Below are 20,895 nucleotides of genomic sequence, written 5' to 3' on the forward strand. Positions count from 1 at the left end.
TTTGATATCTCTCACACTTCAGGAACGCCAATCACAGCCGCACAATCACCGGATTTGATCAGTCCGGGAAAATGGCGACTGATGAGGATGCCGCTGCGCTTTGCGTGGTATCTGGTTGGTTCAACACCGGTTCTGTCCATTGGCCAAACACGGGCAATAATGTCACCTTCTCCAACGGGATCTCCCAGATCGACCATAGGTTCGTATAGCCCGCCCTGCTCGCAAAATGTAAAGCAATCTGCGCCTGGCATCCCCAAATTTACGGAGGTCTCCAGTTGTTTTTCTCCTTGCAGGATACCGAACTGGATCAAGACGTTACGCAATCCTTTGCGTGCAATTCCGATGGTTTTTGCCGTCGCAGTTCCACCACCGCCCAGTTCTGTTGTCACAAGAACCTTGCCCATGCTTTCAACTGCTGTGTCGTACATACCTATATTATCGATTTCGAGGAGCTGAACGGAGTAAGGTGCGTTAAACGCAGCCATTGCTTCAAAGCAGGCCTTCTCATTGCTCTTATCTTCCAGAATATGAGCTGCTGCGAACGGCACAAAATCAAGGGTCTTTCCTCCGCTGTGGAAGTCGACAGCGACATCTGTCAGAGGAAGCAGGTAACGTTGAAAGTAGTCGGCAATTTTCTCGGTTGGAGTTCCGTCAGCACGACCGGGAAATGAACGGTTCAGGTTTCCCCTATCAATGGGTGACGTCCGCGTTCCCGCCATAAATGCCGGGAAGTTGAAGGCCGGAACTATGATAATTCGACCCGTTACGTCCTCTGGTTTCAACGCAACTGTCAGTTCCTGGAGGACAACTGGCCCTTCGTATTCATCGCCGTGATTTGCGCCTGTTAAAAGCGCTGTCGGCCCTTCCCCGTTTTTAATGACCGTAATAGGGATCATAACAGAGCCCCACGCACTGTCATCACGGCTATAGGGTAACCGTAAAAACCCATGATGAATGCCGTCCTGATCCAATGGGATTGTGGGCGTGATGGGATTTGCCTGCATAATTTTCGTCCTAATACACACGGATCAACTATTGATAGCTGTGCCTGCTTTTACGGCTTCAGCTCGGGCTCCGGCCAAGGTGGCAATGGCGGTGTCTTGCACCCCAGTTCCTGTCAGATCGCAAACCGTAATGTCTTTGTCCGACTGCCGCCCGGGCTTTTGGCCAGAAATTACTTGTCCAAGTTCCGCGTACATCTCAGTACTGTTGATCGTGCCAGCTGCTATCGCTGCACGGAGTTCGCCTTGTTTGATGGATTGAGATAAGCGGTCACAAACGAAAACAGAGGCGCCTGGAATAACGCAGGGCGCGAGTTCCGATTTATAGTCGGCATCTGATCCCATGGCGGTGATATGCTGCCCAGGTCGCATCATATCCGCCTTGATCAAGGGCTCTTTGGAGGGGGTTGTTGTTACGACGATATCGGATTGAGCCATAACCTCAGCGATGCTGCCAGCAACGACTTCAATTCCCAATTGAGTTGAACACTCCCGAGCACAAGCAGCAGCTTTTTCTCTGTTGCGCCCCCAGATAACAGCTCGTTCAATATTACGAACAAGCGTCAATGCTTGCAGTTGGAGGCGGGCCTGAATGCCACTTCCAAGAATACCGGCAATCTTGCTGCTCTCTCGTGACAGATGCTTGGCTGCGACGGCTCCAGCGGCAGCTGTGCGCACATCGGTCAGATACCCGTTATCGAGCAGTAACGCCTTGACGATGCCGGTCTTTGCATCAAACAACACCATCAATCCGTTCAGGCTTGGCAGACCCAGTTTGGGATTGTCGAAGAAACCCGGGCTCATCTTGATCGCAAAACTGTCTATGCCGGGAACATAGGCAGTCTTCACATCCACTTCCCCATTGTGCTCAGGTACATGGAAGCTCAGTATAGGCGGCATTTCAACGTCTTTTGTTGCAAGCAATCGAAATGCATTTTCTACACATGCAACAGCATCCAGATCCAAAGAAACAGCAGAGCGCAGATCTGCCTCCGTCAGGATATTAATCTCAGGCATAAAGGCTTCCATTCACAGAGGTCGGCGCAGCAACATCGACGTTCTCGCCGTCGATCAATCGTTTATGCAGCGCCATATCAATATTTTGTCCGCTGATGAGGCTCGCACACTTTCCGGGTGTTTTGATCTTTCCAGCGAGTAAGGCAGCAATACCGACACTGCCTGAGCCTTCAATCACCAGACGTTCCTGCCAGTAAGCGTGTCGAATGGCTTCTGCGATTTCTTCTTCGCTGACCAAGATCAAGTCATCTACCAGATCCCGTGTCATCTCGAAGGTATAGGCATTGTTCAGCCCAATCCCACCACCCAATGAATCTGCGAGTGTTGGCACTTCTTCAACAAGGATCGGTTTGCCTGCACGCTGGCAGCTATACATGGCAGCACCGCGCTCCATTGAAACGCCAACAACACGAATTGAGGGACTGATGGTTTTCATCACCAAAGCCACTCCAGAAATTAAGCCACCGCCCGAGACTGGTACGAGTACCGTATCCAGATCAGGCGTTTGCTCCAGAATTTCCAGTGCAACAGTGCTTTGCCCTGCAATGATATCCCGGTGGTCGAATGGCGGGATCATCGTCATTCCGTCTTCTACCAACCGATCTACTTCAGCTTGAGCATCGTCCTGAGAACTTCCGGTTATTCGAACTTCAGCACCCAGCGATTGAATTGCCTCTACCTTGTTCTGCGGAACAAGTTTTGACATACAGATGATGCAACGCACCCCTGCTTTTGAGGCAGCATAAGCCAGACCGCGACCATGGTTTCCAGTTGAGACACCGACGACACCAGCTTCTTTTTGAGCTGCGTTGAGTGACAAAATTGCATTTGTCGCACCGCGCAGTTTAAAGCTTCCCGTGATCTGCGTTTGCTCAAGCTTCAACAACACTTCTGCAGAGCAGATCTGGCTCAAGCCGGGTGAGCTGACCAAGGGAGTCGTTCTAACGTGCCCCATTATCTTTTGGCGTGCAGAAAAACTGTCATGAACGGTTATTTTTTGCATCATTATGCGCTCATCCGATCTTTGATTGGGTGTTGGAACAGATGGCCAAAACCATGTATGACTTGCTCGGAGCCCAGATGCTGGAGGCAACGCCAGATCATTGCCTGATTTGAAGTCACCACTGGCTTGCCAATCCGATCTTCAATCCTCTGAATGCACACTGCGGCCCTCAACCCGGTACACGAGATGAACAATGCATCTGCACTCGGCTCCATAGCTGCACAGGCAGCCTCAATAATCGTAGACTCGGAAAGCCGCGCAATCTCACGGTCATCATCGACACCGAGATAGTTTGCACTGGCGATTTGAAGGCCATTATCGGCGAAGTACTGAAACACTTCCTGCGAAATACTGGCAGAGTATGGAGTTAACACGCTGATCCGCTTTGCATCTAAAGCTTCGAGCGCATCAAATGCTGCAGAGCTGGGCGTCACAAATGGGGTATCAGGTTTGCCAGCTTTCAAGTAATCCCCAACAACTGCGTTTCCCAAAACAACTGAAGCAGCCGTACAGCTGTAAGCGATTACGTCCAACGCATCTCCAGGTAATATCTGCGAAGCAGCTTCTGTCAGGCGTGGACCTGTTGCCAGCAAATTCGCTCGTGTACCTGGGTTTTGATAGGTGATCCGGTTTGCGTAAATGCCGATCTGATCAGGATCGCACATGCGTGCGAAATCCCCTTCGCTGGTGTGATCTGTTGCCAAAACAATCAGACCTATCCGTTTATTGACTGAACGGGCGTCAAAGTTGGCTTCAACCAGAGAGGCCTTAGGACGACAATCAAAAACCATGTGCCCTCCTAAACAACAAGGACCGGGCATTCCGCCAGGCCTGTTACCTTGTGAGAGACACTGCCAAGCAAATATCCTTCGATTGAACCCAACCCTCTGCTCCCCAAAACAATCACATCGTTTTGGTGTTCTCTTGCAAAGCCCACAATCGTGCGGGCTGTTGGGCCGGATTTGGCAAAAGCGCGGATGTTTGCACACCCGGCATTCAGGGCAAGTTGCTTCCCCTGCTCTGCCACTTCACAAGCGTGATTGCGCATCACATCATCCACGCTCTCATTTTCATCCGGGCGCACGATTGCGAAGGATGCTTCCAACATTGAATGATGTTTGTAAACGGTCAGAAGAGAGAGCGGGATGTTGCCGCAAACAGTCGCCAATTCAACGGCCTTGAGCAGTGCTCGCTCCGCCCCTTTAGACCCATCAAATGGAACAAGGATAGATTTGAACATCGGGTACTCCTTGTTACTTGGCAAAAGCTAAGTCGCGCAGAAAGAGCGCAATTTGTGGGAAAAAGATCAGAGCAATGGCGACTCCAACCAACATCAGGATAAACGGTGGCGTCCCGCGGATAACCTCAGCATACGGTCGCTTGAACACTGCGATGGCCGTGAAAATGTCACATCCAAATGGCGGCGTTGCTGAGCCTATGGCGACCTGCAATGTGATGATCGTGCCAACCAACACCGGATCCAAACCAACAGCCTTAACAACTGGCGCAAAAATGGGTACCAGCACCAGAATAACGACGATTGGGTCGACAAACATACAGCCAACAAAAAATGCCGCTGAGATGACAAACAGGATACCCATTGCGCCCATGTCAGAAATGCCAATCGCAGTCAGGATTTCCTGCGGGACCTGAGCGAAAGAAATGATCCAGGAAAATGCTGCGCCTGCGCCGACCAGAATGAACACCACTGCGGTGATTAAACCGGTTGATTGAGCTGTCTTGTAAACATCAGTCAAAGTCATGGAGCGGAACACAAAGACTTCCAGAACCAAAGCGTAAAGCACACACACTGCGGCGGCTTCTGTAGGGCTGAAGATGCCGCCATAAATGCCACCAATAATGATTACCGGAAAACCTAGCGGCCACAGCGCCTGCCGGACTGCGGTCAACCGTTCGCGCCAGCTGGCTTTTGGTTCAGTTGGGACTTGGTTTCGGACGGCGTAAATGTAGCTGTAGATTGAAAACAGAACGAGGATGAGCAGTCCCGGCCCGATGCCTGCGATAAACAATTCTGCAATAGATGTATTTGAAACAACGCCGTAAATGATCATTCCAATTGATGGTGGGATCAGAAAAGCAATGTCACTGGCATTGACGATGAGCGCCAGAATGAAGCTGTCTTTGTAACCGGCCTTAAGCATACGTGGACGCAAGGGCGATCCAATAGCCACAACGGTTGCCTGTGTGGACCCTGAGACTGCGCCAAACATTGTGCAGGCCATTGCTGTCGAGATGGCAAGACCGCCGCGCACGTGGCCCGTGAAGGCCATGACCAAATCAATCAGGCGGCCAGCGGACTGTCCCCGTGTCATGATATCTGCTGCAAAAATGAACATAGGCACAGCAATGAGAGATGCAGGCCGAATACCTGCAACCATTTGCTGGATCATGGTTTCCATTTGCCCGAAATCACCGAACATCATCAAAAAACCAATGAAGCTCCCGACGATCAAAGGGATCATCATAGGAAACCCAAGAAGAAGAAGAGTAATCATCGAAAGGAATATTGTTGCTGCCATAATACTATCTTTCAGACCTCGATTTCATCTTCTTCATAACCCTCAAGCATGTGGGTCGAGAGATAGATATCGGGAGCAGTCAAGTTCTTGATGGCAGTGAGCAGGTACTGTGTTCCCGTCATGAAAAAACCGACGGGCACCCAAACCAATATCACCCAAACAGGAATTTGCAGTGCAGGTAACACCCGGCCACGAGAGGCCTGTGTCTCAATGTAGTTGATTGAGTAATAACAAAGCAGGAACAGAAAAATTGCGGTCACCAGCGAGATCAGGACCATCAGAATTTTACGGTAGCCAGGAGACAAGCCGTCATAAATAGCGCTCATGCGGATGTGGCGCCCATGCCGTGCTGCATAACTGATACCAGCGAACGTGATCAGAATAATCAAGATACGATTCAGTTCCTCGGAAAAGAAGATGGAATTTCCAAGCACAAAACGCCCGATTACATTGGCGATCGTGTTTGCTGCCATCAAAAGAACGCCGACTGCAAGCAAGGCGGATTCAATCCGACTGATCGCTTGGTCGATAACACCCAAAAAGCCTGGCAAGTTTGATTGTGTCTGATCACTCATTCCACCGTCCTGCATTACATGAGGCATGTAAGGCGAGGAGTGCTCGCCCTACATATCTTGCGCGATAACAACTGACTGTTAGTCTGCAGTCGCGGCCAGATCGGCTTTCATTTGTGCAATGATTGCAGCACCGCTATCACCTGTCATCTCAATGAAGGTCTTTTCAACCTCAGCCGCGGCTGCCTTGAAACATCCACGCTCATCTTCGGTCAGAACAGTGACTTTCATCTCAGGCTTGGCTTCCATGATCTTAGCAAGCTCAGTTTCAGCGGCTTGTTGCTGATAGACGACAGTATGGTCGTACGCAGCAGCTGCTGCCTTTTCCACCAGGTCCTTATCTTCTGCGCTTAAGCCATCAAAGAAATCTTTGTTTGCCATCACCGCGGTGGTGAAATTGTTGTGCCCCGCATACGTGATGTAATCGGTGACCTCATAGATCTTGGTCGAATAGAGGAAGAAAGTCGGGTTCTCCTGCCCCTGAATAAGGTTGGTTTGCAACCCACCATAAACCTCGCCCCATGGCAGTGGTGTCGGGCTCGCACCAAACGCACGATAGCTCTCAACCAGCAGTGGGTTGGTCATTACGCGAAACTTGACTTCATTCAGATCAGCACATGTTTTCACTGGCTTCTTGGTGGTCATCGCCACCTCGCCCTCAGGGAACATGTTCAGCAGTTCAAGGCCTTTTTCAGCATAGAGCGGCTTGAACATGTCATTGATCGCCTTGCTTTCCCGGTAGAAGCGAGCGAGATGCTTTTGATCTGTAGGAAGGAGATAAGGCACAAAGAACACTTGTGCTTCCGGTATCAAAGCGCCGGTGAAGCCTGGAGACTGATCAACAAACTGCAAGATGCCATCTTGCGTCTGTTCCATGATATCAGCAGACTCGCCAAGCGTTCCATAAGGGAACAGCTGCATTTCATGATCAGAGTTTGCTTCAATTTCTGCTTTGAACTTTTGAGCATACACGCCCTGAACATCGGTCATGGCTTCTTCAAAAGCATATCGCCATGTATCAGCCTGCACCGCTCCGGTTGCAGCGAGAACCAATCCCACCGCTGCGCAAGATTGTAACGCCCGTTTAAAGATACCTGTCATTAATTCCTCCCCCAAAATCATCATGATGAATATCTGTTTTACTCGGCATCTTGCGCGCCGTTTCCAGTGAATGCCTGTGACTGCTCATAGGAACTGCCACGTCGGCAGGTTTGCTATGCAACCGCAAACCTACGTGCAAATACTTGATGTACACAACATGATCGATATTTCGGCATAGTCAATAATTAAATTACCCAAATAGCTATATTTTGCTAATTTTAATGCTGGTAAATTTGTTTTTTTTGATTGATCTTATTGGCGTTAGTTGCTGTTGTGTACAATTATATTTTTGACAAGGGAGGGCGACATGGGCCTAGAAAATGCTCCATTCAGCAAAACAGAATACGATCGGCGCATTGCTCAGACCCGCAGTGCCATGATGCAGGCCGGGATTGAGGTCTTGTTTGTGACTGATCCATCGAACCAGGCTTGGTTGACGGGCTATGACGGCTGGTCATTTTACGTGCATCAAGGCGTAATCCTGCCACTGGAGGGAGATCCGTTGTGGTGGGGCCGGATTCAGGATGCAAATGGGGCGCTGCGAACTGTTTGGATGGATGACGACCATGTGCTTGGCTATGCAGATCGCTACATCCAGTCAACAACCTGCCATCCTATGGAGGATCTGGCATCACACCTTGAAGCAAGAGGCTACTCCACATCCCGTATCGGCGTGGAAATGGAAAACTATTATTACTCCGCCAAAGCACATGCGGTTTTGTTTTCAGAGCTCCCCAATGCAGTGCCTGTTGATGCAACGGCGCTGGTTAACTGGCAGCGCGGTGTTAAATCAGAAGAAGAACTTGTTTTCATTCGAAAAGCAGCAGTCATCTCGGACAAAATTATCAGGATTGCACTTGATAAAGCTGAACCTGGGATGAGGAAGAATGAGCTGGTTGCGGATATAAGCCACGCCGGGATTACTGGTGTTGGAGATGACTGGGGAGACTATCCTGCCATTGTGCCTCTGACACCATCAGGAAGGGACGCGACAGCACCTCATCTGACCTGGAACGGTAACCAAATGCGAACTGGAGAGATTACTTTCTTTGAACTCTCCGGTTGCTACCGGCGTTATCACGCCCCATTGTGCCGCTCAGTCTTTCTTGGCAAACCTCCACAATCGATGGTCGACGCCTCGATGGCCCTGACAGAAGGATTGGAAGCTGGCCTGGAGGCGGCCAGAGCAGGAAACCGTGCCTGTGATATAGCCAATGCACTCAACAATGCACTCGCCAAAGTCGGCATTGATCGTGGAGGACGTTGCGGTTACCCGATTGGTCTGAGCTATCCACCTGATTGGGGCGAGCGCACTCTCTCGCTTCGACCTACGGATGAAACAGTTTTATTACCCGGAACTACCTTTCATTTCATGCCAGGCCTTTGGCTGGATGACTGGGGGCTGGAGACCACAGAGACAATCCTCATCACTGAGGCAGGCCCGGCCCAAGCTCTTTGCAATGTTGAGCGCAAACTCTTCATAAAAGACTGATTTATAAACACGTCAGGCCAAACAACTAGTGTGCCAAGGGATCAATAGCTTTGCCCTTGGCACTATGAGTATATACAACGAGAACACGAGAAAAGAGTGATCGGTGAACATCTTGGATCTGGCGAATATCGACTATAGCGCACGCGACCGGTTTGACCGGATGTATGATGAAATTAGGGATCGTATCTGCCTGTTGGATTACGCGCCCGGAAAACGACTTTCTGAAACAGAACTGGCGGAAGAATTCGGTGTGAGCCGGACACCATTGCGCCGGGTGCTGGTTCGCCTGGAAAGCGAAGGCCTACTGCGCTCAGTTCATGGTGTCGGTACCTTTGTAACGGACGTGGACATCAAGGAGCTGGAACAAACCTATCTGCTGCGCATGGAACTGGCGGAACTCAGCGGAAAATTGTCGCCAGCACCTCCCACAGAGGAGATACTGTCTGAGTTTGAAGCTTTGACTGCCCGCGCCAAAGAACTGCAGACAAACCCAAATGCCCGCGAGTTCTCGATCCTGATCATGGACTTCTTCCTCACCATCCTCAAGCTCACAGATAACGGTCCTTTGCGCGAGGTTTCGGAGAGGCTCTACATGCAGACAACCCGCATCTGGCTCAAGTCTCTATTTGCATCCGTCATCGATTTGACAGACGAAGTTATCATCTTCAACCGGGAAATGGATGACATCCTGACTGCGTTAAAGCTGGGAGACCTGAAAGCCGTCTCCCTCATCCAAAAAGCCCACATCTCCATGAGCTTCACCCGCATGAGAATCTCTTACCAAAACGTTGAGGACAAGTAGGGAGGATGCATGAAGAGCATAAGAATATCCACGATAGTCACTTGTTACTCATCAAGTAAACGTGACAAATACACCCTTGAGCAGCGGAATGTTTAGCCCCGCTATACACTAATGTTCGGCGGCTTATACGAGATAGCACCAGCAGCATTTTTGGAATGCCTTACGCTTAATTGTCCTCTAAAGTTTCGAAAGCTACCATCTTCATCTGAAAGTTGGTTTCAGTTGGCATCATATTTCCAACGCTTTTGTGATATTGATGATTTTTGTAACAATCGTCGCAGCACCTATGCCTACTCGCAGCCTAAGGCATTAAGCGTCCGTTAAAGGTGCAATATAAGCACTTGAGGCCAAATGAAAACGCACCTCGTTTGTCACGAGTAAGATCAATAAATCCATTCAACTTGAACTTTCAGACGGAAGGAGAGTAACACCATCAGATCCTTGGATAACGATCATAAAAATCTAATCTCCCCTTCCAAGAAGATTGAGGTCTGTTTGTCAACACACAGAACGGCTATTTGAGTAAGGGAGTGCTTTGGCTCATGATCACGATGACAGAGTCTAACCAGCAAGGGCAGATTGTTTTCATATACTTCAAAAGTATCAGCTAAGGATGCTTCTATCTGTCCACTATGCTGGACAGATATCCCTGCGACATCATCGCCTAGAAATTATGTACCAATATGAAAGCGAAAGATGTTGCGCTCACCTTAAGCGAGCACTGGATACCTCCGTCTGTGAGCAGCCAAAGGTACTGCACTGAACGCGCTAGCTTTTCGATAATAGCTCATTCTACTTTTCCTCAGATTTAGAATATTGGCTGAAGTAAGAAGACATGAAGCATACTCAGGGCTCAACATCATTCGCAAACGCGAGGTAAGATTGAACGCTGATGTCAAACGATGCGGAACTGCATCCTTCTGGAGACTTATTTCATGTCAGAGGACTTGGAGGCGCAAATCGACCTGTTCGTGGACTACTATAACAGCCATCTCTATCACATGAGCTTGGGAAGCGTGACGTTAGCCGATGCTTTTTGCCGACGGAATTGGCAGTTGATTAAACCTCAAGCACTGCAAACCACCACTTCCGCTACCATGCACAAGCCGCGTAGCTTCCACACACAGAGGGGCCAAGCATTCCACTATTTGAAAGCCAATCTTGTCCAATTTCTTTTGATGACGGACAGGTGCCTGACTTCGCGCAAGTTTTGTTACCTACAGACGCAATAGTTAAGACTAGTTAAAATCAAATCCCACACAGTTCTATCGCAGAGCCTCTTGCTACAAGGCCTTTCCAACTGCTTTTTCCAAGATTAGCTTAATTTGAAATTGCACCTTGACGCTGCACTACTTGAGCTGCGATGGAATGAGCTTTTGTTGCAGCCTCATGTGCGGATAGCGAGAGTAATCGCGATCCGATACACCCTGCAGCGAAGGAGTCCCCAGCTCCTGTAGTATCGACAGGAGTGATGTTACTGTGAGCAGATACACAAGTTTCTTGATCTCCCTTCAAAATCACGCATTCATTACCACCGTCTTTGACGATGATTTCGGGTGTACCCCAGGAGGACCAAGTGGATGCAATTGAGTTGGTGGGTGTGTGGCCCCAGAGAGTGATGTGATCCTCTTTTGAGACAAGTGCGATATCTACTAGTTGGGCGAGTTGCTTGTTGGTTTGACGGCAAATGTCACTGTCAGGCCACAGGTTTGCACGGTAGTTCGGGTCGTAAGTGATAAGGCAATGCGGTTTTACGATGTGTAGTGCTTCGATCAGGTTTTGCCGTTGTTTTTTCTAGTGAAATGCCTGAAAGGTAAAGACAATCATATGTGCTCAGAAGTTTCGCAATCTCAGCAGAAGCCCAACCTTCAAACATATGGCGAGCTGCAGATGTAGAGCGCCAGTACTGGAAGAAACGTTCGCCGGAAACGTCATTTTCGATCATGTAAAGCCCGAGTGTGGACTCCTCAATGTATTGGATAGCATCTGTGCGAATGTTCTCCGTCTCAAATGAGGCGATCATCTTTTGGCTATATACGTCGTACCCTACACCTGTGATGTAAGAGACATCCAGCTCCTCGCCAAACTGCCGTTTCAGATAAACTGCTGTGTTAAAGGTATCTCCAGCAAATGATTGCCTGAATAAATCGTTACCTGCTGGGGCGAGTTCCAGCATACATTCACCAATACAAGCGATTGATTTTGTGTTTGAATGTGTCATTGGCAGGCCTTTAAGTAACTTCAAAAAAAGATAGGTTATTATTGAACAGCCAACGAAGTTCGAGACCTCGTTGGCCGTTTCCCGGTTAGAGCGTTATGTTCAGCTCAAAATAACGATTTGCGTTGTTGAAGCTGATGTCCTGAACCATCTTACCAAGAAGTTTTAGGTCTTTAGGAGCTTCACCATCAACCACCCAAGTTCCGATCATGTTGCACAAGATCCGGCGAAAGTATTCATGGCGAGTGTATGAGAGGAAGGATCGACTATCTGTCAGCATTCCGATGAAACGTGATAGCAAGCCAAGCTGTGATAGCTGTTCCATCTGCCGCAACATGCCGTCTTTTTGGTCGTTGAACCACCAGCCAGAACCAAATTGGATCTTGCCAGCAATGCCCCCTCCCTGGAAGTTACCGCACATGGTTGCCAGTACTTCGTTGTCCCTAGGATTTAGTGCATAAAGGATTGTTTTCGGCAATGCATCGTCTTCGTCCAGCTTGTTGAGCAACTTGCTGAGTGGCTGAGCAATCGCTCCATCATTTATGCTATCAAAGCCTGTATCAGAGCCGAGCAAGTTCAACATGCGGGAGCTGTTATTGCGGAGTGCGCCAATATGATACTGCATTGCCCAGTTGCGCTGAGCATATTCCTTGCCAAGAAAGATCAATATAGCAGTCTTCACAGCCGCAGCTTCTTGCTCGCTCGCGTAGGAACCTGAAAGGCGCCGCGTAAGGATGTCATTGAGCTCAGCTTCTGAGGCCTCTTCGTAAACAACTCTATCCAATGCATGGTCTGAGATTGTGCAGCCGTGTGCTGCAAAATAGTCGAGCCGCTTAGATAGCGCGGCACATAGATCTCCAAAGCTTTGGATTTCGATACCTGTAATCTCTGAAAGTTTAGTGACGTAATCGACATAGCCAGGTGCATTGATCAGAAACGACTTATCGGGGCGCCAGGACGGTTTCATCATGATGGAGAAATCATCATCTTCAAAAGCCTTTTTATGGGCGCCTAAATCATCAATTGGATCATCCGTTGTGCCTACCATACGCACGTTCATCTTTCTCATGATGGAACGTGCTGAAAACTCCGGAGAGGCCAGCATCTCATTGGCTCTGTTCCAGATGCTCTCTGCGGTATCTCCATTGAGCGTAGTGTCATTAATTCCGAATGGACGCCGGAGTTCCAAGTGTGTCCAATGATAGAGCGGGTTGCCTATGGTTGCCGGCACTGTTTCAGCCCATTTCTGGAACTTCTCGCGATCAGAAACGTTCTTGCCCGTACAATACTTTTCTTCCACTCCATTGGCACGCATAGCACGCCATTTGTAATGGTCTCCTTTTAGCCAGATCGCCCCAATGTTTGCAAACTGATAGTCTTCAGCAACCTGTTCAGGCGGTAAATGGCAGTGATAATCGATGATCGGCATATCCTTGGCGAAGTCATGATAAAGTTCGCGTGCGATATCAGACTGGAGAAGAAAGTCTTCAGTTAAAAACGTAGTCATGGTGTTGCTTTCACTTTGATAATTCTTGTCTGTTGAGATTGCTAGGCTGTAGCAGTACCGGTCCATTCGCTCAGACGGTCGAGTGTGAAAGGCTTAGCTTGCAAGAAGGCAAGGGCCTCAAGAACCAGAGCAACAAGGGCATCACTCGCGATAGATTTATGCCAGAATGCTTCTTCACTCAAAAAGGCACGGATCATCGTATCAGTGCCTTTTGCCTCTTGGATGGACTTAAGAGCTTCGAACCGCTCAAGAACATCACTCGCATCGCGGGCTGGAAGGTTAACAGCATGATTGAATGCACCACTGTAGAAAATGAGCCAAGCCGCAAGCGAGAGCGCCATATGTCGGGGAGGCTTGCCTTTAGTGGTCGTGTAACTTTCAAAGCGTGGGAGATTGCGGGTCTGAAACTTCGCAATGCCATTCATTGATATGTCGTACCAACGATGCTTGATGTATGGATTTGCAAAGCGACGCAGAACTTCATCACTAAACGCACTAAGCTCCTCTGTCGGCAATGAAAGGAATGGGATGATTTCCTCTTGCAGCATGTCTTTAAGGAACGCCCTACCAACAGGATGGTCTATGGCTGATTGCACAGTCTCCGTTTGAGAAAGTAATGCGAGGGGACAAAAACCAGTATGCGCACCGTTGAGGATTGCAACCTTGCGCTCTTTATAGCCATCTGCGTTGGAGGTAATCAGAGTTCCGTCATCATATTTTTCGAGTGGCAAGAGCAATTCTGGTTGATCTTCACGTTTCTCGATAACAAGAAAATGGAAGAGTTCTGCAGCGACCATCAATGGATCTTCATAGCCAAGCTTTGCTTCCAACACCTTTGCTTCATCACGCGGATAGCCCGGAACAATGCGATCAACGAGAGTATTGTAGAAAGCAGACTGTGAGTTGATCCAATCGGTAAACTCCTTTAGAAGGCCCCAATCGCGAGCATGCATCATGACAATTTCTTCAAGATTGTCGCCGTTCTTATCAATCAATTCGCATGGCAGGAACTGAAAGCCAGGTGCGTTTGTGCGACCATTGCTGTTAAAGCGTTCCAGCAGTAGTCTTGTTATTTTGGCAGGAAAGGATGCTGGAGGTTCATCTTGAAGCCTGCAGTTTGGTACATAAGTAATGCCTGCTTCAGTGGTGTTAGAGATGACGGTTTGAAAGTCAGTATTACGTGCAAGAGCCAGAACATCTTGCCAATCTCGGACTGCAGATAACTCCTGCCTAATACATGCGACCTGATGAACATCGCAGACAGGCTCCCCATTTTGGTCAACGCCACGGGTAATTGCTGAGTAAACACCATCTGAATCGTTAAGCGAAAATGGAATGCCTCCATCAATTGGCCGTACCACAACGACACCAAAGTCAGTGCCTGCATTTTCGTTCATACGATCGATTTTCCAATCCATGAAAGCGCGCAGGAAGTTCCCTTCTCCGAACTGGATCACCCGTGGTGTTGGGCGAGGACGTCCTGCCAGATTTTTCTCTGAGATACGTTTCATAAATCTATCTCCTTGTGGTGTTTCCAATTATAGAGTGACGCCCGTCTTGAAGATGACGATCTCTTGCATGCGGTTGATTTCATTGAGTGTCTGTTTGCCGCCGGCGACTTGCATTAAGTAGTCTGCAAAGCCGGAGCACACATCGTCCATATCCGTATCGTCGTGAACCAGTGTACCTGCTGAGAAGTCGATCCAGTGCCTTTTCCGATCAGCTATCTCAGAGTTGGAGGCAACTTTAACGGTAGGAATTACAGTCCCGAGGGGGTTCCCACGACCTGTCGTGAACAGCACCATATGGCAACCGGCTGCGGCAAGGGATGTGATTGCCGTTCCATCATTTCCTGGTGCTTCTAGAAGGTTTAACCCGGCTTTACTCAGTCGGTTCTGATAACGCAATACATCCGTTACGATTGAAGTGCCCGCCTTCTGGGTACAGCCCAAGGACTTCTCTTCCAACGTAGTGATGCCACCATCTTTGTTGCCTGGTGAGGGGTTCTCATAGATAGGCTGGTCATGATCAATGTAGTATTGCTTGAAATCATTGATCAATGAGACGATGCCTGCAAACACAGACTGGTTCTCTGCCCGCCTCATCAAGATGCGCTCAGCGCCAAACATTTCTGGAACTTCTGTGAGAACCGTGGTCCCGCCTCTACTACACAACCAATCAGATAAAGCACCCAGCAATGGATTGGCCGTTATACCGGAAAAACCATCGGAGCCCCCACACTTTAGACCAATCCGCAAGCGATCTGCTCCGACAGGCACTCGCCGATCCGATAGTAGATTCCCTGCGAGATCCTGAAGGTGGCAATAAGCCGTCTCAATCTCATTTTCTGTATCTTGAGCAACCATGCACCGCAGGCGCGATGGATCTGGTATCTCCAAGCCTTCGAGAAACTCTGCAAGCGTGTTGTTTTCACAGCCAAGACCCATCACCAACACACCACCTGCATTTGGGTGCATTACCAGATTTTGCAGGATAGTTCGGGTGTTGATGTGGTCGTTGCCAAGTTGCGAACATCCAAACGGATGCGCTAATACAGTAACCTGTGTGCCATCTGGTAGATCTTTGCTACCTTCGAACTGACGTGCAACAGCTTGAGCCACACCATTTACGCAGCCAACAAGAGGTACAATCCAGAGATCATTCCGTATGCCAATATTTCCGTTGACACGCTCAAAAGCCATAATTTGTGGAATTTCGAGCTCTTCGACCGATTGCTCCGGCGCACCTGAATAGGTGTAGATCTCGTCAGTTCTAAGCCCGGTCTTCAGATTGTGAGAATGGATGTGCTCTCCGCATTTAATCGCTGATCGAGCTCGCCCAATAGAAGCGCCATATTTGATAACATGTTCGCCTTCAGCGATATCGATACGCGCAATTTTGTGCCCGGCTGGTATGTCTTGAAGGAGACTAATTCCCTCGACAATTTCATTTTTCTTGAATGGTTTTAAAGCAACGAGAACAGTATCATCACGATGAATTTGCATGTGGGATCTCACGGCGACTCCAGACCATGTCTATCCGTGCTGTGTGCACGGGTATTATTGTTGCTTAGAGGATTGAAGGTGAAGGGTGATGGCCCACCCTTCATGCTGATTAGTGCATTCCAAACAAGCTCGGTAAGAAGAGCGAGAGCTCTGGGATGTAGATGATTGCCAGTAATGCTATCAGCAGTGCTCCAAAGAAAGGCAGCATTGGCCGGATCATGTCATGCAACTTGACGTCTGAAACAGAGCAGCCAACGAACAGCGCTGCACCAACTGGGGGAGTGCATAAACCGATACAAAGGTTTGCTACCAACATGATTCCGAAATGCACAGGATCCATTCCAAGGCTCTTCGCGATAGGTAGGAAGATTGGTGTAAAGATCAAAACCGCTGGTGTCATGTCCATGAACACCCCGACAACTAGCAAAACCACGTTGATAATGAGCAGGATAACAACAGGGTTGTCAGAGATTGTGAGCAGTGCGTCGGTGATCATGTAAGGAATGTCAGCACGCGTCATCACCCAGGACATGCCGATGGAGATTGCAATAAGTACCATTACGATGGAGGTGGTGACCACGGCATCCAACATCAGTTTTGGTAGCTGATGTAGCTTGATTTCTCGATATACGATCACAGAGAGAAAAAACGCATAGACAACCGCAATTGCGGAGGCTTCCGTTGCTGTAAACACTCCACCCAGAATACCGCCCATCACAATGATGACAAGTAACAAGCTTGGAATGGCGTCCCATGTGACTTTGAGAACCTGCTTAAGAGACGGGCGCTCAGCTATTGGGTAGCCCCGACGTTTTGCAATGAAGCTACCAACAATCATGAGGCTCAAGCCCATGAGAACTCCAGGCAGATAACCGGCCATGAACAAGGTTGCAACAGATACACCACCAGCTGTGAGCGCGTAGATGATGAGAACGTTCGACGGTGGGATGAGCAGACCAGTAATACAGGAGGTGACATTCACTGCTGCAGAGTAAGCTGGATGATATCCAACTTCCTTCTGCAAAGGTGCCATAGTGCCGCCCACTGCGGCGGCGGCTGCCGTTGCTGAGCCTGAAATCGATCCAAAAAGCATGTTTGCCATCACATTTACATGGGCAAGAGAACCTGGCATGCGACCAACAAGGATCTGTGAGAAGTTAATCAGGCGAATGGCGATACCACCGCTGTTCATCAAAACACCAGCAAGGATGAAGAACGGAATTGCAAGCAGCGCAAAGCTGTCCAAACCAGCGACCATCCGCTGACTGATGACAGCCAGAATAACCTCGATCGGCATCATCATTGCACCTGCGATGATTGCTGATATGCCGAGAGAAAAAGCAATTGGAACGCCAGTGAAGACTAGGAAGAAAAAAGACCCCAAAAGGGCGAATGCGACATACCACTCCATCACGCAGCTCCATCCTGTTCAAGTTTAAAGGACGGTTTGACAGAGGACTTAACCTTATCCAGACCAAGCAGACCCCGGAGAGCCTCAATCGTAAAGTGCAAAGAGTAGATCACTATCACACCTCCGCTGAGTGGTAGTACGAGATAGATGTATTCCATCGGCAGCAACATTGCTGGAGAAAGCTGTCCAGTTGCCTGCACTTTTAAGAGGAGGCGCAAACCGCCAAAAATCATAGTGGCTGCGGCAAAACCACCTACCAGAAAGTTAGAGTAGGCTGTGAAAAGCAGTTTCTTACGACCAGTTAAATGTCCAGTGAACAGATCAATTGCAAGATGGCGTTGAGCACCGACACAATATGCCCCACCTAGCAAACCAACCCAAATCATAGCAAACCGAGCTATTTCGTCGGTGAATGTACTTGGTTGGCCAAGTATATAGCGGCTCACGACTTGCCAGGTGACGCAAACGACTAACAGCGCCATAACCGATACGCTAAAAGCGGCAATTAACAGGTCAATGAGCTTTTTGAGTTTGTTTGGAAGCATGACGCCTCTCCAAAACGGATACAAAGAGAGAGCAACTTAAGTGCTGCTACCGAGAAAGGAGGGGTGCCCCGCATCCCTCCGATCAGGCTTGGAATTATTTGCCTACTGCTTCAATACGCTCGATCCAAGAATACTTCTTAGGATCTTTCTTCGCGTCGTCGTAAAGCGGCTGCAAAGCTGCTCGGAATGGTGCTTTATCGACTTTGTAGAAGGTTGCCCCTGCTTCTGCGGCTTTTTGACGAGAGTTCTGAACTTCCTTGTCCCAAAGGACTTGCTCGTATTTTTCAGAGATCTCAGCGACCTTCATTAGGATTTCACGCTGCTCTTCAGAAAGAGCATCCCAAGTTTGCGTCGCGATTACAAGATAATCGGGAACGGAGGTGTGCCGGTCTTCAGAATAATGTTTTGCAACTTCCACATGGCGGGTTTGATAATAAGACGGTTCGTTGTTTTCTGCCCCATCGATCACACCCTGCTGTAGTGCAGTGTACACTTCACCAAAAGAGATCGGTGCAGGAGAGCCTCCCAGAAGTTCAATCATTTTGTTGGTGGTTGGAGTTGAAACTACGCGGATTTTCATACCCTTCATATCTTCAGGAGACTGGATAGGCTTTCCTGCGTAAAAACTACGTTCACCTGCCACATAACCGGCAATCGGAAGAAAACCTTTTTCCTTTGGCAACCGCATCATTTCACGTCCAACATCTCCAAAAAGGACTTGGTTGAAATGTTCTTTGGAACGGAAGAGATAAGGCATGCTGAATACAGAAAAGGCGCTCTCGAAAGATTCCATCTCACTCGCAGAGCCCTTAGTCATGTCCAGCGCACCTTGCTGAAGCATTTCAAGCGTCTCACGTGGCCCCCCCATCTGTCCTCCTGGATAAATGCGAAGTTTCATCTTGCCACCGGACAGCTCTTTCATATCTTCGCCCATTTTTTCTAGTGTCTGGGCGACAACGTGGCTCGGATCCAAGTTATGTGCCAGACGCAGTGTCACCGCCTCCAGGGCATGCGCTGAGACAGAAGAAAGTGCCGCAGGCAGCGCAACAACAAAGCCAAGTGCGAGTTTTGAATATTTATTAATCATATGATCCCAATCTTCAGTAGAGCCACTTTCTCCCAAAAATACTTAGCAATATTGATCTGTAATAGGTCGAGGCAAAGTAAATCTGCGGTGATAATTGGTCCTACCAAAACCTCCAATGCGAGTTAACTGATTTGAACTCCCGATACGTCTACTCCATCAATAGAGCTTGACGCCGATTAATTTGTTATACCAATAAGTCGATATCAACAAATAAAAATCTACGATAATGAGTTAAAATAATCATTTTTGCATTTTGGTATGATATATAATATGTATATAAATCAAATAGTTAAATAATTATATAGTGAGTTTTGTCGCAGAGGTTCATCATTCCCGCTCAATTTCCAATTCAGTGACTTTCTTTGAAATCAGAATAAAAATGATTTTTATTATACCAATTGAACATTTGAGCGTTCTGCCTTAAACTCCCACAGCCGATTTGACTGCGGCAAGCTCGATCCGAAAAGCACGCCAAACATTGAAAGCTGAAGTTGATGAAGGCTATCTTTTGATAAGACAGCACAGACTATTGAGTATATGGAGATAGATCTCTGCGCCACGTCAGACATGCAAAAGCCATCGCATTATGTCTTAACATGGCTGCAGATCTGGAGTTTTGATGACTGAAGCAAATAACCGTCTGTATCGTATGATAGGCGAGCAACTCAAAGATAGAATCAGCAATAAAGAATATGCAATCGGGGGCAAACTGCCACCTGAGCGAACAATTTGCCAAGAGTTGGGTGTCAGTCGAACTGTTGTCCGCGAAGCAATCATCATGTTGGAAATTGAGGGAATTGTCTCTGTCCGAAAAGGTTCAGGAATTCATATTCTAAGCGATCAGCCTAAGGCAATGGAGCGTGAGCCGGAACCGCTCGACAGTATTCTCTCACGCATCTCATCCGACCTTAAAAGTACCGGTCCTTTTGAACTCCTTGAAGCACGCCAAAACTACGAGTGTATGATTGCCGAACTTGCCGCCATCAATGCAACAGAGCAAGACATGGAAGAGCTCAAGAAAATCCAACAACATGCGTTGGCCGAAGATCGATACCGCGATTCTAAATGGGACAAGGAGTTCCACCTTGCCTTGGCAAGATCCGCATCCAATTCTGTTTTAGCGATGCTGGAAGAAATCCTGTGGCATGATCGCACTGCCAACCCTCTCTGGCAGAATCTCCACACACATATTGACATTAAAGACCTAAACAGCTGGCATCAAGAGCACCAACTCATCCTAGATGCGATAGAAGCCCATGCCCCCAAACGCGCCTACAACGCCATGTGGAACCACATAGAAAGTACTAAAAATACCCTCTACAAGGCGTCTTCAGCGTTAGAGTAACGTAGGATAGCGCCTGAATATTTACGTCATGGCACAAAGCGTGAGAAAATTTTAATGACTGGAACCTTAATAAGTAATATTCCTTGTTTCCGTCACCAGCCAGGCGCCCTGCTTTGTTAATCGTTTAAAGGTCGAAGAAGGATTGAGTGCGAACATCACAACACGCTCCTGTCAGCTCCTTATGAGGCTAACTCAATAGCATTTTAAGGTCTAACCAATGCAATACTGGCCGATTACTTATGTGATTTT

The 20,895-nt window shown here is 48.4% G+C and carries 19 protein-coding genes; 3 read left to right on the top strand and 16 right to left on the bottom strand.

What is annotated here, in order from left to right; translation table 11 throughout:
• Positions 1 to 11: 11 nt before the first annotated feature.
• The 8 genes from doeB to dctP all read right to left on the bottom strand — a co-directional run bounded on the left by doeB (position 12) and on the right by dctP (position 7,234).
• Positions 12 to 1,019 carry a N(2)-acetyl-L-2,4-diaminobutanoate deacetylase DoeB gene (gene doeB / locus PsAD46_RS12295; RefSeq protein ID WP_208981827.1) on the bottom strand — a complete coding sequence of 336 codons (1,008 nt, stop codon included), beginning with the start codon at positions 1,017 to 1,019 and terminating at the stop codon, positions 12 to 14.
• 9 nt (positions 1,020 to 1,028) lie between these two features.
• Positions 1,029 to 2,018, bottom strand: coding sequence for a cyclodeaminase (locus tag PsAD46_RS12300; RefSeq protein WP_063307005.1), 990 nt, complete (start codon positions 2,016 to 2,018; stop codon positions 1,029 to 1,031).
• Positions 2,011 to 3,024, bottom strand: a complete 1,014-nt coding sequence (eutB, locus tag PsAD46_RS12305; protein WP_063304923.1) for a hydroxyectoine utilization dehydratase EutB — start codon at positions 3,022 to 3,024, stop codon at positions 2,011 to 2,013. The genes PsAD46_RS12300 and eutB overlap by 8 nt, the downstream gene beginning before the upstream one ends.
• Positions 3,024 to 3,812, bottom strand: coding sequence for an ectoine utilization protein EutA (gene eutA, locus PsAD46_RS12310; protein ID WP_063304922.1), 789 nt, complete (start codon positions 3,810 to 3,812; stop codon positions 3,024 to 3,026). Before eutA ends, eutB begins: the two co-directional genes overlap by 1 nt.
• Positions 3,813 to 3,820: 8 nt before the next feature.
• Positions 3,821 to 4,261 carry a universal stress protein gene (locus PsAD46_RS12315; RefSeq protein WP_057464133.1) on the bottom strand — a complete coding sequence of 147 codons (441 nt, stop codon included), beginning with the start codon at positions 4,259 to 4,261 and terminating at the stop codon, positions 3,821 to 3,823.
• A gap of 13 nt (positions 4,262 to 4,274) precedes the next feature.
• Positions 4,275 to 5,561, bottom strand: a complete 1,287-nt coding sequence (locus PsAD46_RS12320) for a TRAP transporter large permease (RefSeq protein WP_063289781.1) — start codon at positions 5,559 to 5,561, stop codon at positions 4,275 to 4,277.
• Positions 5,562 to 5,572: 11 nt separating this feature from the next.
• Positions 5,573 to 6,136, bottom strand: coding sequence for a TRAP transporter small permease (locus PsAD46_RS12325; RefSeq protein WP_057464135.1), 564 nt, complete (start codon positions 6,134 to 6,136; stop codon positions 5,573 to 5,575).
• 78 nt (positions 6,137 to 6,214) lie between these two features.
• A complete protein-coding gene (dctP, locus tag PsAD46_RS12330; protein ID WP_063304921.1) occupies positions 6,215 to 7,234 on the bottom strand; it encodes a TRAP transporter substrate-binding protein DctP in 1,020 nt (339 codons plus the stop codon).
• Between the two features lie 307 nt (positions 7,235 to 7,541).
• On the opposite strand from dctP, the gene PsAD46_RS12335 reads away from it, so the two are divergent.
• Together PsAD46_RS12335 and PsAD46_RS12340 are read left to right on the top strand one after the other, a co-directional pair.
• Positions 7,542 to 8,726, top strand: coding sequence for a M24 family metallopeptidase (locus tag PsAD46_RS12335; protein WP_063304920.1), 1,185 nt, complete (start codon positions 7,542 to 7,544; stop codon positions 8,724 to 8,726).
• 103 nt (positions 8,727 to 8,829) lie between these two features.
• Positions 8,830 to 9,528: a GntR family transcriptional regulator gene (locus PsAD46_RS12340; RefSeq protein WP_244273203.1), complete on the top strand. Its 699-nt coding sequence runs from the start codon at positions 8,830 to 8,832 to the stop codon at positions 9,526 to 9,528.
• A gap of 1,320 nt (positions 9,529 to 10,848) precedes the next feature.
• Here the strand turns inward: PsAD46_RS12340 and PsAD46_RS28735 are convergent.
• The 8 genes from PsAD46_RS28735 to PsAD46_RS12380 form a co-directional block, all read right to left on the bottom strand.
• Entirely contained in the window at positions 10,849 to 11,304 is a 456-nt protein-coding gene (locus PsAD46_RS28735) for a PfkB family carbohydrate kinase (protein ID WP_208981828.1), read from the bottom strand.
• Complete coding sequence (locus PsAD46_RS28360; RefSeq protein WP_208981812.1) at positions 11,225 to 11,749, bottom strand: PfkB family carbohydrate kinase; 525 nt, start codon at positions 11,747 to 11,749, stop codon at positions 11,225 to 11,227. Before PsAD46_RS28360 ends, PsAD46_RS28735 begins: the two co-directional genes overlap by 80 nt.
• An 85-nt stretch (positions 11,750 to 11,834) precedes the next feature.
• Entirely contained in the window at positions 11,835 to 13,253 is a 1,419-nt protein-coding gene (uxaC, locus tag PsAD46_RS12355) for a glucuronate isomerase (RefSeq protein ID WP_063307006.1), read from the bottom strand.
• Positions 13,254 to 13,294: 41 nt separating this feature from the next.
• Positions 13,295 to 14,764: a tagaturonate reductase gene (locus tag PsAD46_RS12360; RefSeq protein ID WP_063293580.1), complete on the bottom strand. Its 1,470-nt coding sequence runs from the start codon at positions 14,762 to 14,764 to the stop codon at positions 13,295 to 13,297.
• A gap of 27 nt (positions 14,765 to 14,791) precedes the next feature.
• Entirely contained in the window at positions 14,792 to 16,258 is a 1,467-nt protein-coding gene (locus PsAD46_RS12365; RefSeq protein ID WP_063293579.1) for an altronate dehydratase family protein, read from the bottom strand.
• Between the two features lie 109 nt (positions 16,259 to 16,367).
• Complete coding sequence (locus PsAD46_RS12370; RefSeq protein ID WP_063307007.1) at positions 16,368 to 17,669, bottom strand: TRAP transporter large permease; 1,302 nt, start codon at positions 17,667 to 17,669, stop codon at positions 16,368 to 16,370.
• Positions 17,669 to 18,214, bottom strand: a complete 546-nt coding sequence (locus PsAD46_RS12375) for a TRAP transporter small permease (RefSeq protein ID WP_063293577.1) — start codon at positions 18,212 to 18,214, stop codon at positions 17,669 to 17,671. Before PsAD46_RS12375 ends, PsAD46_RS12370 begins: the two co-directional genes overlap by 1 nt.
• Before the next feature lie 94 nt (positions 18,215 to 18,308).
• Positions 18,309 to 19,301: a TRAP transporter substrate-binding protein gene (locus PsAD46_RS12380; protein WP_063293576.1), complete on the bottom strand. Its 993-nt coding sequence runs from the start codon at positions 19,299 to 19,301 to the stop codon at positions 18,309 to 18,311.
• A gap of 619 nt (positions 19,302 to 19,920) precedes the next feature.
• Between PsAD46_RS12380 and PsAD46_RS12385 the strand changes: the two genes are divergently transcribed.
• Positions 19,921 to 20,646: a GntR family transcriptional regulator gene (locus tag PsAD46_RS12385; protein ID WP_063293575.1), complete on the top strand. Its 726-nt coding sequence runs from the start codon at positions 19,921 to 19,923 to the stop codon at positions 20,644 to 20,646.
• The last annotated feature ends 249 nt before the right edge of the window (positions 20,647 to 20,895 follow it).

Origin of the sequence: Pseudovibrio sp. Ad46, assembly GCF_001623065.1 — a bacterium.
In the GTDB taxonomy this organism is placed as follows: domain Bacteria; phylum Pseudomonadota; class Alphaproteobacteria; order Rhizobiales; family Stappiaceae; genus Pseudovibrio.